We start from the raw sequence: 17,042 nt of genomic DNA, 5'->3' as shown, positions 1-17,042 counted from the left end.
TTAACGTATCCTCATTTTTTAGAAAGCATCCTTTCAATTGTATTTTGTACTTCTGGATCCCGTTCCGTTTTTAAGAGGTCAATAAATATCCTTGTGACCTGTTCACCACCAATGTTATCAAGGGCCTCTAAAGTCTTTATTCTAAGCAAATTATTTTTACTATTAAGTAAAGGCCGTAATATACTTGGTTCTACACCTTCCTTTATATTTCCAAGTATCTCAACTGCCCTAATACGAACCCAATCATCTTTATCTTTAAGCAGAGGAATAATCAAATCCCTTACTTTATCCCTTAATTTAACATGAGACAATACATCTAGAACAGCCAATCTAACATCTCTGCTACCATCTTCTAACATTGGAGATAATACTTCTAAAACCTCCTCATCTGAATCAGCACATTGGGCATAGGCCTCCACAGCTACTTTTCTAACATCCTCCACCTCATCACAAAAGGCCTCTTTTATATCTGCCAAAAATCGCTTATCCCCCAAACTCCCAAATCCATATATTGCCATAAATCTCTTAATAGGATCTTCATCTTTTTTCATTCGCATAAATTCTTGCTTAACAGACTCTGTGCCAATGGAAATGGCGGCTTGCAGGGCTACTTCCTTAACATCGTCGTAAGGATGGTCTAAGAATTTAATTATTTCTGATTCTGCATCTTCACACTTCATTTTCTCCCCAAGGAATCTCAAACCACATTTTATGACCTTGCCATCTTTGTGTTCTTTAAGCACCTTTAAGAAAAAATCTTTTAATAGCGGATGGTTCTTTTGGCTCAGCTCAAGAGCAATTTCCCTCTGAAAATCCCTATCTTGCTCCCAAAAAATTTTTGTAAGTTCTTCATATGCCCTATCATCTTCCATTTGACACAATATTTTTATGGCAAGCCTGGCCCTATATTCATCTTTAGAACGGGCTCCTTCAATTAATCCATCTGAAACTCCAATTTCTTTTAAAATATTTTCAACTTCTTCTAGTAATTCTTCATCATTTTCTGGGTCCAGAGTAAGCGCATATTCAAAAATGGCATTTGCTGCATCTTCCCCCTTTACATATGACAGCCCCCTTAAAGCAGCCAGTTGAACATCCCTGTCCTCATCTGAGAGGGCTTCAAAAAAATAATGCTTAAACTTGTCCCTCTGACCTCTATCTAGAATTTCCAGCGTCCTCTCCCCCAATAAATTAACCAAGGCTTGAATTACTTTATTTCTCAAAGGGACGTTTTCTGTATCCAATTTATTTATTAAAATAGGCACTATTCTCACTTTTCCCATCTGAGCCAGGGCATCTATTATGGCAGAATCTATTAAATCAGAACCCTTCCCCAGATAGTTTATAAGTATTTCTGCAGATGACTCACTACCTATCTTTTTCAGGGCATCTATTGCTGAAAATTTCACCCATTCTTCATCTTCTAATGCCTTCTCCAGACAGGGAACAGATTCAAGAAATCCAAGCATTCCCAAACTTATAGCGGCCTGTGCCTTTACATTGGGATCAGGATCATTTAGAAGTATCTCACAAAGTGCACGAGCCACCATCACATTACCTGTGTGTCCCAAAATATCCACTACAAATATTCTAATATCAGGATCTTCTTCATATAGAAGATCTAACAAGAGATCTACCCCCTGGGACCCTATGTCTCTTAGTATATCTATTACCACATTTCTAATACAAGGTCTTTCCTCCCACAAAAGAGGAATCAGGGACTCCACCGCCCTCTCTCCTCCCAATTTCCTGAGGGATAATTCTGCGGCCTCCTGAACACCTATATCTTCATGCTTTAGTAGCTCTACAAGATGAGGTATCCCCTCTATACAGCCATCCTCTCCAATCCTAAAACACATTTCCCTGACCTCAGATGGGTCATCTGAGATCAATCTTTCAATATAAGTCCTACAATTTTCCATCATAGTTGCTTCTTAAATTTTATACATATAGATTTCTAATTATTGCCTCTGCCATATCTGATATATCTACCACCTCATCTGCAAGGTTGGCCTCAACTATTGCCCTAGGCATACCGTATACAACACACGTCTTTTCACTCTGAGCAAGTGCCCTACCACCCCTATCTTTAAGTGCCTCTATACCCTTTAGGCCATCATTCCCCATTCCTGTTAAAATTACACCAAGTCCCCGTTTCCCAACACCTAAAGCTATTGAATACATTAGCTCATTTACCGATGGCTTGTACAGCGCATCCTTTGGCTCAGTGCTTACCTCCAACTCGATTCTGCTTACCTTCTGAACCATTCTAAGATGGTGTCCTCCCCTTGCAATATAAGCAACCCCAGATTTTACAACTTCACCATTTTCTGCCTCTTTAACAGAAATCTTGCACATCTCATCAAGCCTCTTTGCAAATGGACCAGTAAATGCTTCAGGCATATGTTGGGCAATCAAAATAGGGGCAGGAAACTCAGCTGGCAATTTGGTTAAAACTTGCTGAACGGCCATTGGACCTCCTGTTGAGACACCTATTCCAACAAGGTCTCTTTTTTGCATCTTACCCTTAAACTGGCTGGTCTCAACTGCCTTTTCTACAATTTTTCTACGTCTTACCTTTAACTTACCTTTTTTCTTTGCAACGCTCTTGACCTTATCCTGGAGTTCCTTTTCTATCTTTACTATCTCCAGTGAAACCTTTGACAGTTGTTTTGGTATATAGTCAACAGCTCCAAGCTCCAGCGCCTTAAAAGTGGCTTCTGCACCTTCTTGGGTAAGAGAACTAACCATAATAACTGGCCTTGGAAATTCCATCATAATATGCCTAAGTGCCGTAAGTCCATCCATTTTTGGCATCTCAATATCCAGGGTCACAACATCTGGATCTAGAGTCTTAATCTTCTCCAGGGCCTCCTCACCATTTCTAGCAGTTCCAACAACTTCAATCATGGGATCTTTTTCCAGCATTCCACTAATTGCCTTTCTCATAAAGGCTGAATCATCAACAACCAATACCTTTACCTTGTCCATATATCCTATCTCCCTATTATTATATTTTTTTTTCTTGTTTTAATACCTTAAGCCAATTATCAACTAATTCAGGGTCCCACTGCATCCCTGCCCCAGACTCTAATATAGAGGCAGCTTTGATAGGTTCCATGGCCATCCTGTATGCCCTATCAGAAGTCATGGCATCGTAGGCATCAACCACACTTATTATTTTCGCCAAAAATGGTATTTCATCCCCCTTTATCCTCTCTGGATAGCCCCTTCCATCTATCCTCTCATGGTGGTGATAAATAATTGGCATTATGTCTCTTAGGCTCTCAATCTGGGACAGTATCTCCTTTCCTATTACTGGATGCCTCTTCATTATATCAAATTCTTCATCGGTTAGCTTTCCCGGCTTATTTAAAATATTATCTGGTATTCCTATCTTGCCAACATCATGGACTATCCCAGACCAGTACAACTTATCAAGTTCATTTGAGTCTAACCCAAGTCGCCTTCCCAACTTCACTGCATAATATGCTACTTGATCAGAATGACCTTTAGTATACAAATCCTTAGCCTCCACTGCCTTTGCCAGGGATCTTATTATCTCCCTGTTCATCTCCCAAACTCTATTGTAAAGTTTAGCGTTTTCTAAGATTGCTGCAGTCTGAGAACAAAACACAGTTAGGAGTTGAAGGTCATCAAAATTAAAATTAAGGGAATCAAGCCCCCTTGTTAAACACACTGAACCAATTATTCCAGATTTACTTATAAGTGGAGATATCATAATTTGTCTAGATGTATCTAATAACTTATCCCTTATTTTCAAATCTTCATCTTCTATCTTTCCTGGAATAAACAGAAGACTCGATCTCCTTTTTCTGACTAAATACTCAATGATTTCTTTCACCTTCTTTAACAATACAGGGTCATTTTTAAAACTTCCCCTCACCCTGTCAGGATGTAACTCTCCATTTCCTTTTACAAAAATCACAGTACCCTCAGGAGAAAAGGTCCTTTCCACATGGAACAAAAATTCATTCAAAAGCGCACTTAAATCCAGCTTGGCATTCAGATCTCTATTTAATTTCAGGATTTGAACTAATTTATCGAGTCTTTCACGTTGCTTCTTTTCCTCCCTCCTCTTCATGGCACTATCTATCTTTACCAGAAGATGATTTAAATAAAATGGCTTGGGGATATAGTCTAATGCTCCCTTTTTCATGACTTCCACAGCAGTCTCTATGGTCCCAAAACCAGTCATAACAACCAGTTCCACGTCCAGATTGTATCTGTTAATATGCTCAATAAGGGCCATTCCATCCATCTCTGGCATGTTTAGATCAGAAAGTACAATATCTATATCTTTATCATCTTTCAGGAGTTGAGCTGCTTCCTTCCCATTTTTGGCCTCAATTACATCATACCCATGTTCCACCAGGGCCTCTCTGCAAATCTCCCTCAAACTCTCCTCATCATCAACCACAAGAATCTTACCTTTATGAGTTATTTTACTCATCTATCTCACTCCATATTTTATAAAATAAATTAAGTTACTAAGACACTAATTTCTTCTTTAACATAGAACAACTAGGAACAAAATTTTAACAAAAAGACGAAGGGAGTTATTAAATTAAAAAAAAGCTACTGTTTTTTTTGTTCAAATTCAAGCAAAAATATATTTTAAAGGCAAGAAATGATTTTTTTGTTTTGGAAAGCTACATCCTGGCTAATTTTGTCAAATCCCACATTGGAAGGAAAATGGCAAGGGCGAAAAATCCAACAACAGCTGCAAGACCCACAATCAAGATTGGGCCTAGATTGGCTGACATCTTTGCCACAGCGTATTCCACTTCTTCGTCATAGTGTTTTGAGATCTCAGATAGCATTTCATCTAAATTCCCTGTCTCTTCTCCAACAGCTACCATGGAGATTACCATTGGAGTAAAAAATCTTGCAGTGCTAAGGGGTCCTGAAATACCCATGCCTTCCCGTAGCTTTTCCTTGAGATTTGAAAACTCCCTGGATATAGCGGCATTTCCAATTGTTGATGACAGGATGTCAAGGGCATTTAATACCCCCACTCCACTTGCCTGCAAGATTGCGAAAATACTTGAAAATCTAGACATGGCCGCCTTTTGAAAAACAGGACCCAATATGGGCATTTTTAAAAGTATGGTGTCTCTAACCAATCGCCCATTTTCTGTCTTAAAGTAAAATGCAAGGCCAAAAACCAAGGCAAGTACACCTAAAATACACAAATACCAGTAGTTGATTAAAAAATGGTAGAGATTCACAGCGATCTTTGTGGGTAGGGGAAGGGTAATCTTGGCACTTTTAAAAATCATTACAAATTTTGGAATTACAAAGGTAAGCAAAAAGAAAAAAGCACCAGTTAATGCCACGGAGACAATTATTGGATATTGCAAAGCAGACTTTATATCCTGTTTGATCTTGTATTCATGGTCCAGCAAATAACATAGCCTGTCCATAACCTCAACCAGTGCTCCAGTGGTTTCCCCTGCCCTGATCATGGCACAGTAGAGATTAGAAAATATAGCTGGATGGTTGGAAAAGGCCTGATATAGGGTCTTACCTTCCTTTATATCCTCTTGCATATTTTTTATGACATTTTTTAATTTTAAATTGTCAACCTGTTTTTCTAAAATAGACAGGATCTCAACAACGGATATCCCAGCCCGAAATAGAGTCCTAAACTGTTTTGTAAATATAATTAACTCTGGGGCCTTTACCTTTGATACCCGGGCCCTTAACTGGTCTAAATACGAAGATCCCCTGGTATTAATTTGTTTTCTGATTTCTTCAGGATAAAGCCCCCTATCAAACAGGATGGCCTCTGCCTTTTCTATTGAATCAGCAGAAACAATACCTCTGACTACTTCCCCTTTATCATTTATTGCCTGATATACAAATTCCATAGCTCTTAAGAAATAATGACTTTAATAGCTTCTTCTAAGGTTGTAAGGCCGTGTCTCACTTTCTCTAAGACATCATCTTTAAGTGTCCTCAACTTTCCTGCCTCCACAAGTTCTCTTGTGATCCTTTTAGACGACACATTTTTAACTGTCAGTTCCTGGACCTGCTCATCATTTCTCAATATCTCATACACACCCATTCTGCCAATAAATCCAGTATGATGGCATTGAGGACAGCCTTTTCCCCTTTTATACTTTATGTCTTCCTTAGATAGACCTAGAAACTCTATTAAGTTTGCATCTGGGATATATTCTTCTTCACAATATGGGCATATGCGCCTTACCAGTCTCTGGGCAATGGATACAAGGAGGGTTGACGCCACTAAAAAAGGTTCTATTCCCATATCAATAAGCCTTGTTATTGCACTTGCTGCATCGTTGGTATGAACTGTAGAGAGCAATTTATGGCCAGTTAGGGCAGCTTGTACAGATATCTGGGCTGTCTCCCCATCCCTTATCTCCCCAACCATTACCACGTCTGGATCCTGTCTGAGAATTGACCTGAGTCCACTGGCAAATGTCATACCTGCCTTTCTATTTAGCTGCACCTGCCTTATATTTTTCATCCGGTATTCAACAGGGTCCTCAAGGGTAATAATATTAATATCTGGCGTGTTTATCATATTCAATATGGTGTATAAGGTAGTGGACTTACCACTACCAGTTGGTCCAGTGGCCAGGATCATCCCATATGGACTTTTAACAACTTCTTCAATTATTTCTCTATTCCTCTTATCAAAGCCAAGCTGCTCCAGGGTATACATACGCCTGCTCATGTCAAGCAGCCTAAGTACCACATTTTCACCATAGATAGTGGGAAGGGTTGAAACCCTTACATTAATCTCCTTGTTTTCAAGCCTAATTGTAAATCGACCATCCTGGGGTATTCTGGTATTTGCTATATCCAGATTTGCAAGGATTTTAATCCTAGATGCAATTGCCAAAAACATCTTTTTTGGAGGAGCTGGCCTCTCATAGAGAATGCCGTCTATTCTAAATCTAAGTTGAATCCTCTCCTTTTCAGGGGATATATGAACGTCACTGGCATTTTCTTTTACCGCCTGGGACAATATGGAATTTACCACCCTGATAACAGGTGCCTCTTCAGCTAACCCGGCTAGATTTGATATCTCTAGTTCCCCTTCTACATCTGATTCCTCTGCAGTTGTGATCTCCAATTTATCTATCTCATCAATGACTTTTGTTAAATCCTGATCTGAACCATAGAGAGTACTTAAGAGTTGATCTATCTGGGATGGAGTACAGACAACAGGATCAACCTCTTTGTCAGTGAATATCTCCACTTCATCAACAGCTTCTAAATCCAGAGGGTCTTCCATTCCCAATGTAATGATCCTGTCTTTAACTCCAAGTGGCACCACCCTATTTTTTGAAGCAATTTCATAGGGCAAGACCTTCTGCAAGGAAGGATCCAAAGAATATCGTTCAGGGACAAAAAAAGGTATATTTAATTGACGACTAAGTGCCCTAACCAACTCATCTTCCTTAACCATCCCAGATCTAATTAAATACTCACCCAATCTTTGGGAACTGGGCTTCTCTTTCAGGGCCTGTGTAAGTTGTTCTGGTGTAAGTAGCCCCTCAGCTACTAAAATTTCCCCAAGTTTTTTTCTAGCCATTTTAAATTATAATCCTCTATTTTTCCAAGAGATAGAAGACCCTTTTGTGGTTTTCACATGCATTTTTTAGATTTAATGAACAGGCCTTTTCATAAAATTTTAAAGCCTTATCCACATATCCCAACTTTTCCAATATTTCTCCCTTTAGATTCAATCCATCTCCATAGTTTGGATCCAGAAAAAGTGATCTATTTATGTAAAAAAGTGATTTTCTATACTTCTCTTTATTGTAATATGCCAGAGAAATATTGTAGTATGCCATTTTATTGGATGGATCCAGGTCCGCAGCAATATGAGCACACCTCAAAACCTCATCCCAATTCTTCTTTTCAATAAAGCCAATGCTCTTTTTTAACCAATCAGAAGCCCTCTTATTCCCTGAGGGAACAGATATCCTTTCAACTTCTTCAGGGGAGAGATTACTTTCTGATACATCGTGTTTTAATTTATCCTTGCTCTTTAGTATAGTTGGAGTGATAAAGATAAGTATATCCTCAAATTCCTTGCTTTTGCTATCTCCTTTAAAAAGATAACCAAGCCCTGGAATATTTTTCAAGGCTGGAATACCTGAGACTGCATCCCTTATTGTCTGTTTGCTAAGCCCTGATATAACAATTGTCTCCCCATCTGATACCAAGAGTGAGGTCTGTGTCTCTTTTTTGTTTATTGTGGGATTTCCATCAACTGTTTTGGTAAAGTCCACCTCATCTTTTTTGACCTTTATGTCCATTTTAAGGTATTTATCGGCAATAACATGGGGTGTTACCTCTAATCTCAAAACTGCATCTTCAAATTCAACTTCCCTGTTTCCATCCTGATCAATTGTTACATATGGAACTTTTTGACCGCTCTCAGTAAAGGCCATCTGGTTGTCTAAGGTAGTGAGTGACGGGCTAGAGAGGATATGTACCTGTCCCTCTTCTTCCAGAGCAGAAAGCTGCATCTCCAAAATGTTCTTGGCAGGATCTCCAATTAATATATTTAGCCCAGCTCCCTTGGACGTAGCAGATGGAGAGGAAATACTTCCAATTGGAAATTGAACACCAAAACCTGTGCCACTCTTACCTGTCCCAAAGGTATCCATAGAAGTAGTAGTTCCTCCTGTTTCAGAATAACTGGATATTGGACCAGATAGGCCAATCTGATTTTTCCCTCCATTTATTGAATTCATCCATTTTCCACCCCATTGAATACCCAACTCCCTTGCAACATTTCGATTGGCCTCCACAATATATGCCTTGAGGTGAATCTGATCTGTGGGTTTGTCCAAGACCTTTACAAGATCAATAATTTTCTTCATATCAGTCTCTATTGCTGAAATCACAAGGGAATTGGTGTGGGTATCAACCACAATATTACCCCTGAGCTTACCCTTCTCATCCTTTGTTAAAAGATTAACAAGTACCTTTTGCAGCTTGTCTGCATCTGCAAAATTTATCTTTACCACCTTTGTTTCAAGGGGGGAAACTTCCTTCTTTGCCCTTTCTTGTTCCTTTTTTTTGGTCTCCAAGGTCTCTATAGCTAACTCTGCTCCTAGATCTTCCTTTGAAATAACCCTTATTATCTTTCCATCAACACTATAGGTCAAGCCATGAGACTTGAGTAAAGACAAAAAAACCTGGTCCCAGGGCTGATTTATGATGTCCACATCCACCCTACCACTTATGTTCTGGGTGGTAATAATATTTACATTAGCTGCCTTTGCCAGGGCATGTATAATGGCCTTTAGGCTGGCATCCCTCATCTTCAGGGTAACAGGGACCTTCGATAAAATACTCTTCTCCCCTTTATTCTTTTTTTTCTTTTTCTCTTTATAAAGCCCTTTTTCTATGTCCACTGAAGAGATAGTAGTTTTAGGAGAAGAGCCTAGATGTGATTTGGCATAAGTCCTCCACTTTTCAAAATAATTGTCCTTTCTGACCTTAGGAGGACTACATCCCACACTAATAACTGTTATAACCATACAAACAAACAAAAAGTTTATCTTTCCTCTCATGGTACCATCTCTAATTTAATTTGTTTTTATATTGTCAATAAATGGCACAACAATAAAATTACTTTTTCCTGGACCTTTTATAACAACCTTATCTTTTAAAATGGACCAGACCCTAAATCCCTTTTCCTTGAGTTCATCTCCCTCACCATATTCCCTTCCATTTATAATAGCAAACCTCTTACCTCCACTTATTACAAAACCCTTATACTCAAATGAAATATTAGAATTAACCACTGGTTCTTCATCTCTTATCTTTTTTGAATTCAAATACATAAACGGATCATTTACACTATCAGGAATTATATCGTATATAATTTTTTCCTGGTTGGTTATGCTGGTCTTCTTTACAATTGCAAAAACACTATTTGTTATTGACGCAATATTAACCTTAGTAACTGGTAAACGCTTTTTTTTGTTTTTAAATAAAAAATTAAATCCACCATATAAAAGGGCTATAACTGCCAGTACAACTATTACCTTTTCTCGTCTACTCATTTACATTAAACTCTAATTTTTACTGTTAAATCAATCTTCAACTTGTTAACATCGCTTTCAATGTTAACTGACCCTATCTCACTTATATAACCTTCTTTTATAAGATATTCTATCCAATTAATAAAATCCTTAAATTTACCATTTAAAACCAAATCAAGAGAGATAAGTCCATTTTCTAATACTTTCTTCTTTAATTTTGGAGACATAGATATAATATTTAAATTAAACTTAGGTGATACATTGAAAATTTTGTCCTTAAATTCCATTAAAGATACTTTCCTGGATTTTATCTCAATGCCTTTGTCAAGGGACTTTAGATTGGATTTTAATTGAATATAAATCGGTAAAAGCTTGTTGTGGACCTCTATTTGCTGCTTTAGTTGATCTATTTTATACCTTGTGGACTTTATTTTCTCTTTAGTCGGTATTATAAAAAAAACTACCAGCATTGAAACAAGTAAAACAAAAATTATAGTGGAAATCAGTAAATTTTTAATGTCAATTAATTCAATTATTTTTTTCATAAGTAAATATAACTCCAATGTCAGCTAAAAACTTACCTCAATGGAATACGAATAATACTTATTTTTTGAATAAAACACTGTTTTTTCACCAGATATTACAACATCTGATACCAGTGGTGATGATTTTAGGGTCAATATATAGTTGGCAATCTTTAATTTTGCCAGATCGTAATTTTTAATAGCTACATCCAGCCTTAACTTTCCCGCTGGAACATCCATATGTAACTTAGTCCATTTGATATCCCCTGGTGTGAGTCTGGCCAGGTCCTTTATCAAGGATATGGGTCTATATACAGAAGATGCCTTTTTTACCTTTAATTTTTCATTGTTCAATATCTCTGCTATTTTTTTTAATTTAACCCCATCTATCACTGGATTTATGGACCTTAGCTGGTGTAAATATTTCTGGTAAGTATATTCTGTGTTTTTTAATTCTGAAGAAAGGTAAAGATAATAAATAGATAGACAAATAGTCAAAGATACAAAAAAGACAGAAATGGACGTGGATACAATCTTTTTTAGTTTATCCTTTTGCCTATCAAATCTTGTAGACAAAAAATTAAACTCATTTTTCTCCTGAATTGAACATGCAACAACAGGGGCATAGTCAGATTCTTTTATCTCTGGAATATTTATATTTAATTTGCTTCCAACTAGCCCATCACTTACAGGTCTTAATTTTTTTACTTTAATTCCAAGATTTTTTTCAATCTCCTCTAAAATATCATCTGGTAGATCTATAACACCTGATACATAGATCTTATTTACCTCTGGATTTTTTGTAGAGGACGAGTAAAACTCCATGGTACGTCTAATCTGTAAAATCAGCCTCTGAAGAGAGGAAGAGACTGATTTCTTTAAATCTAACCCTGACAATTTGTTATCATATGGCCCTTTTGCAGCCCCCCTGCTAGATATCTCCATAAAATATTTTTTCACATCATCCTGAGTAAGATCAGGGACATCTTTGTGTTCCTTTATATCTCTCCCTGACAGATCAACAGTTATTTCCACTTCTTCACTTGCCTTGATATTTTCAATTATTTCATTTGCAAATGATACAAAACCAGTTTTTATATCCCTATTAAAAACAAGATATCCCCCTTTATATATATCTATCCTTGACCAATCAGTTCCCAGGAAAAAATGGGCCACTGTGCCATTCCCTCGAAATAAATTTGAAAGGGTGAGATGATATGCGCTGATTCCAAGGGGTTGTAAATCCAGTTTATCTGCTAATTTTGCAACTTCCCCAATATATTCCTTCTGAGCAATATAGGCAAAAACCTCTAATTTTTCTATTCCGTCTTCTTGTTTTTCTCCAATTATTGAGTAGTCATATACATTACCACGTAAATTACCCTTTGATTCCCTCTTTAGGGCAATCTCAACAAGATGATCTATTTTGGATTTATTTACTTTTGGTATGGTGAAGTAAAAGGTGTCAACAAATTTGGAAGAGATAAGGATCCAGTAAAAGGGTTTTGAAAATTCCTTTTCAAGGGCCTTGCATATATTTTTTAACCACTTTTGAAACTTTTCACTGTCTTTGTCTATTTTTTCAGAAAAAACCTTTTCTTCTAATTTTGTTAGTACATATTCCCCTTTTTTCCTTTCACTAACTGCAATAATAACGCTTTTGTATCTAATATCTATTGCAACATTTACACTATGACCTTGTCTTTGAAAAAAATTAAGACTTATCTTTTTTGTCTTTAGTTTTTCCAACACACCACTTTGACTGGTACTGCCCATTGAATTTAACAACCTCTCTCTTTTTTACCTACAATGAACTATCTTTTTTGAATTTTTATCTTAGTGCTATTTTTAGAATTCATTAAATAAATATCTTTAGCTATATTCTTTTCCCCCTGCAATATATATTTCTGTTGGATCTTTACTTTTTGCCTCTTATTTACTTTATCTTTACTACTCTTGGGAGGTTCATATTTCAGCCCATAGGCAGTAGCGCATGTTATAAAAAATATCAATGCAATAATTACCCTGATCATTAATCCCCCTCTTTTAATATAATGCCCCAAATGAACTTTCTTTATTTATTCCCTCGAGATCACTTCCCAAAGAGAGTGCGAATTCACTGAATCCCACAAAGGTCTGGCTATTTAGCGATCTTATATCACCGTATGCATGAAGTGCAACCTCTGGTCTTGTATGTGCGTCATTTGTATAAAACTTATCTCCACTTGGAGTTGTAAAACCAGTTAGTCTTATAGTAGCACCATCTGCAAGAAGTTTTGCCTCTTTTATTTGGGGATTTAAGATCCAATAATTTTTCCCTTCCTCTGGAATAGGATTTTCAGAAACTGGGACATTGCAAACCAGGGTAAAAAAATCAACATCTGGATTCCAATTATTTAAATCCCAAAGAGGCCACTTTATTTCTGTAATAGATACATCACTATAGGTAGGATTATAGGCCTGCCTGTTGGTGTTGTTGTACATATAATCTGGATTATGGGGCTCATCATGTGCAGTGGATGCATCACCGTAAAATATCTTTACATCATTTAGTTTCTGTCCATTTATCTTTTTTTCTTCTACCCTCACAACTAAAGTAGACAAATCTTCAAGCCTTCCACTGTAAGCCCAACTATCTCCCAGTAATTTTTCATCATTTGTTAAATCCTTATATGCAATCCAATCCCTTTTTATGGCACCATTTACAACTTTCTGCCTCCATAATACAAGTAGGAGTCTATCATTTAGCTCGCTCTCTGTGCCAAACCCAGGTTTTATCCCATTTGGAATATAGTCGTTTTCGCAATTTTGTTTTTTCTTATATACCATAAAAGAAACACCATATCCTTCATAAAGCCCTGGATAGGCATCACTCTCATGCCATCTAAAATTAAGTCCAGTAGCGCCATATTGAAGTTGATATCCCCATCCTACTTTTACTTGGGCGGTGTATGTTAAGAGTTTAGAGTGTTCCTGCCAAAATTTTTCAATCTCATTGAATTTATGACTTTTAAAAGGCAAAATAAATTCCTTGTAGGGATTTCCTACAAACCCCATAAACACTATGGTTCCATGATTTCCCACCGCATAGATGCCAACATCTGGATCACCCCATACTTCATTTAAATTCTTAGAAGTAATTCCTGACAGATCCGCCATCTGCCATGAGGAAATATCCTTGGGTAATTTGTATAGCAAAGTACCATCATTACCAACCACATATACTATATCTCCACATTGCTGTCCCCATACCCCATTTAGTTTTTTATTTGTACCTGAATTTTGTTCTGACCATGCCCAACTTCGGCCACCATTATTGTTATGATAAATCTTTCCGTTGTTTCCAACCACATAAATATCGTCAAGAGAGGATCCCCAAATACTGTTAAAAGATTTGGGAGTATTATAGGTTCGATAATAGGAAAGATTATCGGGCTTTTCCCTGAAAATAAGACCCTTGCTATTTGGGCCAACTGTTTTGCCACAAATAAAAATTGATGTGTAACCACCTTCATAAATCTCCCAGCTCTTTCTAAAGTGCCAGTTCTTCCACCCAGGCCAATCATAGGGCCTCCATAAAGTTCCCTTAGGGAAAGAATACCAACTATATTGTCCAGTACATCCCTTGCAATCCATCCTAGGCCAATCACCTGAACCCCTATACCATTTAAAGGGGCTGGAGCCGTAATTGCCATAGGTAGTTATGTGATCCCAGCTTGTTCCCCAAACAGCAAATAGGTCATTTTCAGTATATGTGTTAGATCCATCTGTCATGAGATTTCTCTTCCACTGACCATCACCACCCATATCGCACAAAAGGATCTCTCCATTATTTCCCACTGCAACCATCTTTTCTGACCCTTTTTCCCCAAAACCATATATATCCCTTAAAATCACACTTGTGGGCGTGTTCATTTTTGTCCAGCTGCTTCCATTAAAATGTAAAATTGTACCCCCATCACCAACAACATAAACATTGTCCCAGCTATTTCCCCATATTGCATGCAAATTTTTGTCTGTATAGGAATTCATCAAAGTTGGGTTAAAATCTACTTTTAGGGGCAGGTTATAAAAAGTAGCCCATCTTTTGCTCCAACCATGATTTGAGCCAATATTAGCCTCTGTTGTCACGTGACCTTCTGGATTATTTATGGATTTATCCCAATTCTGCAGGTTCTGAAAGATATCCTGGCCACCAGGCTCGTTACTCAAGGCAAGGACCTGTGTCCCGCCACCAGCAGAATGGTATTCATCGGTTATTGGTACATAATATGATATCTTCCTGGATGAAGAGAGAAAAGATGACGTCCCTACCCTGCCAACAGACTCTATATATGCACTGGTTTTAAGTAGTACTGGAGTTGAAGAAGTAACATGAATAGTAAAAGAAGGGGAATGTTCTTTTTGAAGCTCAGTAAGCTTGATGGAACCAGGTTTTCTAAAGTGGTAAAAATAGGTTTCACCTTGTATCTCAATATACCCATTTCTTTCTGGAAAAACCGTTAGCTGACTCGGGTCTCCTTCTAAAACAAGTGTCCCTCCATCCTGAACATCCTGGGTATATTTTGGATAAAAGGCAAAATAGACTATTGTATCCTTAAAAGCGGTTATAGGTGAATCCAGAGTAACAGTTGCGTTTGTAAGACCTGTTTTTTTACCATTTGTGTAGTGATATACATCCTCTCCAATCTTAAGATAGCCTTTATCAGGAAAATGAATCTGAGGGGGAATTGTTCCAGGGGCCTTTAATTTTATATTCGTTGCATTGTTGTAAGATTCTGGAAGTCTAAAGAAAAAGGGATATATATGAAGGGTATAAGAGCTTCCATCATCAAAGAAATAGGTAGAATTATCCATCCCTTCTAAAATATCAATTTTATCAGTCATATTCTGACCACTTAAATACTTTCCAGCAGCATATCTATACCCTGCCTCAGCAAGATATAAGGCCTTCTCTCCCAATATAACTGATGGTTGGGTAATAAGGGAAGTAGAGGACATAATATAGAGTCCCCCGGCCAGCAGCAGCGAGACAATCATTACCACTACAATGTATAAAAGTATGGATCCATTTTCTCCTCTTGACATATATCTACTTCCCAGGGCCATTATATGTATCATTAAACCAGGGATTCACCGAAAAGGTGACCCCAATCTGGGGGGTTGTATTTAGCTCTATGGTCACATCAATTCTCGCAAGATCCCTGATATTGTCAGATGTGGTCCACTCAGAACCATCAGCTTTTTTGGGTGATATGGTAAAATTTTTTACCCTGTCAATTAACTCATATCCAAAATCTTCATTGGGATATGTAGAGTTTAGACTCAACTTTATTTCATCTCCAGCCATTGCCATTGCATAGTGTGTATCATTGCGTAAATAGGAAATTTTATTGGTACTATAGCCATAAACACCATGAAGCTCTTTTAACTCCCTGTAGATCCTACCTGTTGCAATATTCAATTTCAGGGCGGATTCAGCATATTCCCTGTTCTGGATATAACCCTTCATAACATCAAGTAGTCCATAGGTGGAAAATAGGGTAATTATACCTACAATAATAAGCACCAATACTATTTCAAGGAGTGTAAAACCAGAACTACTATTTTTCATTTACTAAATAAATTTACCACAGAAATATTGTCTTTGGTTAATGTAACCTTTAAAAATTTATGATCACCAGATGTATCTGGAACTTCTCTATTATTAGAGTCAAAATCAATAAATTTGCTTTCAACAGAAATAGAGGAATCAACACCATGAACAATACCATCTAAGTCATTTTTAAAGCTGTCAAGGTCTAAGGAATGGTTCTCAATGAGGGCCCTATAGTGCCCATCCACCCTTTCCATGGCATCTATCAAGACCCCATTTTCCCTGACAAGTAGAACAGATTGGACACTTGATTTTGAATGTGCAGAAATAAGGGTATATATCATTACACCTAAAATACCTGCAACTATCAAGGTAATTATAATCTCAATTAGAGTAAATCCAGCCCTAGTTGATAAATCCAGTCTCTTTTGTGACATGTATTTTAAGTCCTGAACTAAACTCAATATCCCCCTCAAACTGAGACGTGGAGTTAAGAGAAAGATCAGAATAAGGCCTCCCCCAATTATCAAATACAAGCAAGAAATTGGATGTAACCAGATCATCTGCCACATCTTCTTCATCCATACCTGGAAGCATCATTTTTTCACTATCATCTATGGCCTTATTTCCATTTAAATCACAAAAATAAAAATATCCACCAGGCACAAAAGAAATGCCACAAACATAATTTGAGTTCATGGCACTGAGCTGTGCATATCTTATGTGATTTTTAATCTCATCCAGGGTGATTTCTTCCTCTGGTTGAAAATTCACCCTGGACAAGACAACAGCTGCAATAATTCCCACAATTATAAGCACACCAACAACTTCTAAGAGGGTGAAACCTTTTGCCATTTGTAC

Annotated in this window: 14 protein-coding genes; all 14 read right to left on the bottom strand. The window is 37.3% G+C overall.

Annotation, left to right across the window (positions count from 1 at the left end):
* Positions 1-11: 11 nt before the first annotated feature.
* Positions 12-1,925 carry a HEAT repeat domain-containing protein gene (locus ACYQ0O_RS01640; protein WP_459890029.1) on the bottom strand — a complete coding sequence of 638 codons (1,914 nt, stop codon included), beginning with the start codon at positions 1,923-1,925 and terminating at the stop codon, positions 12-14.
* 16 nt (positions 1,926-1,941) lie between these two features.
* On the bottom strand, positions 1,942-2,928 hold the full coding sequence (locus ACYQ0O_RS01635; RefSeq protein WP_459890084.1) for a protein-glutamate methylesterase/protein-glutamine glutaminase: 987 nt from the start codon (positions 2,926-2,928) through the stop codon (positions 1,942-1,944).
* 82 nt (positions 2,929-3,010) lie between these two features.
* Positions 3,011-4,474 carry an HD domain-containing phosphohydrolase gene (locus ACYQ0O_RS01630; protein WP_075068171.1) on the bottom strand — a complete coding sequence of 488 codons (1,464 nt, stop codon included), beginning with the start codon at positions 4,472-4,474 and terminating at the stop codon, positions 3,011-3,013.
* Between the two features lie 199 nt (positions 4,475-4,673).
* Positions 4,674-5,894, bottom strand: coding sequence for a type II secretion system F family protein (locus ACYQ0O_RS01625; protein WP_459890027.1), 1,221 nt, complete (start codon positions 5,892-5,894; stop codon positions 4,674-4,676).
* A gap of 5 nt (positions 5,895-5,899) precedes the next feature.
* Positions 5,900-7,591 (bottom strand): GspE/PulE family protein, encoded by a 1,692-nt coding sequence (locus ACYQ0O_RS01620; protein WP_459890025.1) that lies wholly within the window; start codon positions 7,589-7,591, stop codon positions 5,900-5,902.
* A 16-nt stretch (positions 7,592-7,607) separates the two neighbouring features.
* Entirely contained in the window at positions 7,608-9,587 is a 1,980-nt protein-coding gene (gene pilQ / locus ACYQ0O_RS01615; RefSeq protein ID WP_459890023.1) for a type IV pilus secretin PilQ, read from the bottom strand.
* A 15-nt stretch (positions 9,588-9,602) separates the two neighbouring features.
* Positions 9,603-10,082 carry a hypothetical protein gene (locus ACYQ0O_RS01610; RefSeq protein ID WP_459890021.1) on the bottom strand — a complete coding sequence of 160 codons (480 nt, stop codon included), beginning with the start codon at positions 10,080-10,082 and terminating at the stop codon, positions 9,603-9,605.
* 5 nt (positions 10,083-10,087) lie between these two features.
* Positions 10,088-10,606, bottom strand: a complete 519-nt coding sequence (locus ACYQ0O_RS01605; protein WP_075068165.1) for a hypothetical protein — start codon at positions 10,604-10,606, stop codon at positions 10,088-10,090.
* Between the two features lie 24 nt (positions 10,607-10,630).
* Complete coding sequence (locus ACYQ0O_RS01600) at positions 10,631-12,361, bottom strand: hypothetical protein (RefSeq protein ID WP_459890019.1); 1,731 nt, start codon at positions 12,359-12,361, stop codon at positions 10,631-10,633.
* A gap of 38 nt (positions 12,362-12,399) precedes the next feature.
* On the bottom strand, positions 12,400-12,618 hold the full coding sequence (locus ACYQ0O_RS01595) for a hypothetical protein (RefSeq protein ID WP_459890017.1): 219 nt from the start codon (positions 12,616-12,618) through the stop codon (positions 12,400-12,402).
* Positions 12,619-12,631: 13 nt separating this feature from the next.
* Positions 12,632-15,673 (bottom strand): beta propeller repeat protein, encoded by a 3,042-nt coding sequence (locus ACYQ0O_RS01590; protein WP_459890015.1) that lies wholly within the window; start codon positions 15,671-15,673, stop codon positions 12,632-12,634.
* A gap of 4 nt (positions 15,674-15,677) precedes the next feature.
* Positions 15,678-16,199, bottom strand: coding sequence for a type II secretion system protein (locus ACYQ0O_RS01585; protein ID WP_459890013.1), 522 nt, complete (start codon positions 16,197-16,199; stop codon positions 15,678-15,680).
* Complete coding sequence (locus tag ACYQ0O_RS01580) at positions 16,196-16,618, bottom strand: prepilin-type N-terminal cleavage/methylation domain-containing protein (RefSeq protein WP_075068154.1); 423 nt, start codon at positions 16,616-16,618, stop codon at positions 16,196-16,198. Before ACYQ0O_RS01580 ends, ACYQ0O_RS01585 begins: the two co-directional genes overlap by 4 nt.
* On the bottom strand, positions 16,587-17,036 hold the full coding sequence (locus ACYQ0O_RS01575) for a pilus assembly FimT family protein (protein ID WP_075068153.1): 450 nt from the start codon (positions 17,034-17,036) through the stop codon (positions 16,587-16,589). Before ACYQ0O_RS01575 ends, ACYQ0O_RS01580 begins: the two co-directional genes overlap by 32 nt.
* Between the last annotated feature and the right edge of the window lie 6 nt (positions 17,037-17,042).

The sequence above is a fragment of the Desulfothermus okinawensis JCM 13304 genome (assembly GCF_054654515.1).
Note: the sequence above shows the minus strand (reverse complement) of the source record. Positions and strands in the feature narration are given on the sequence as shown.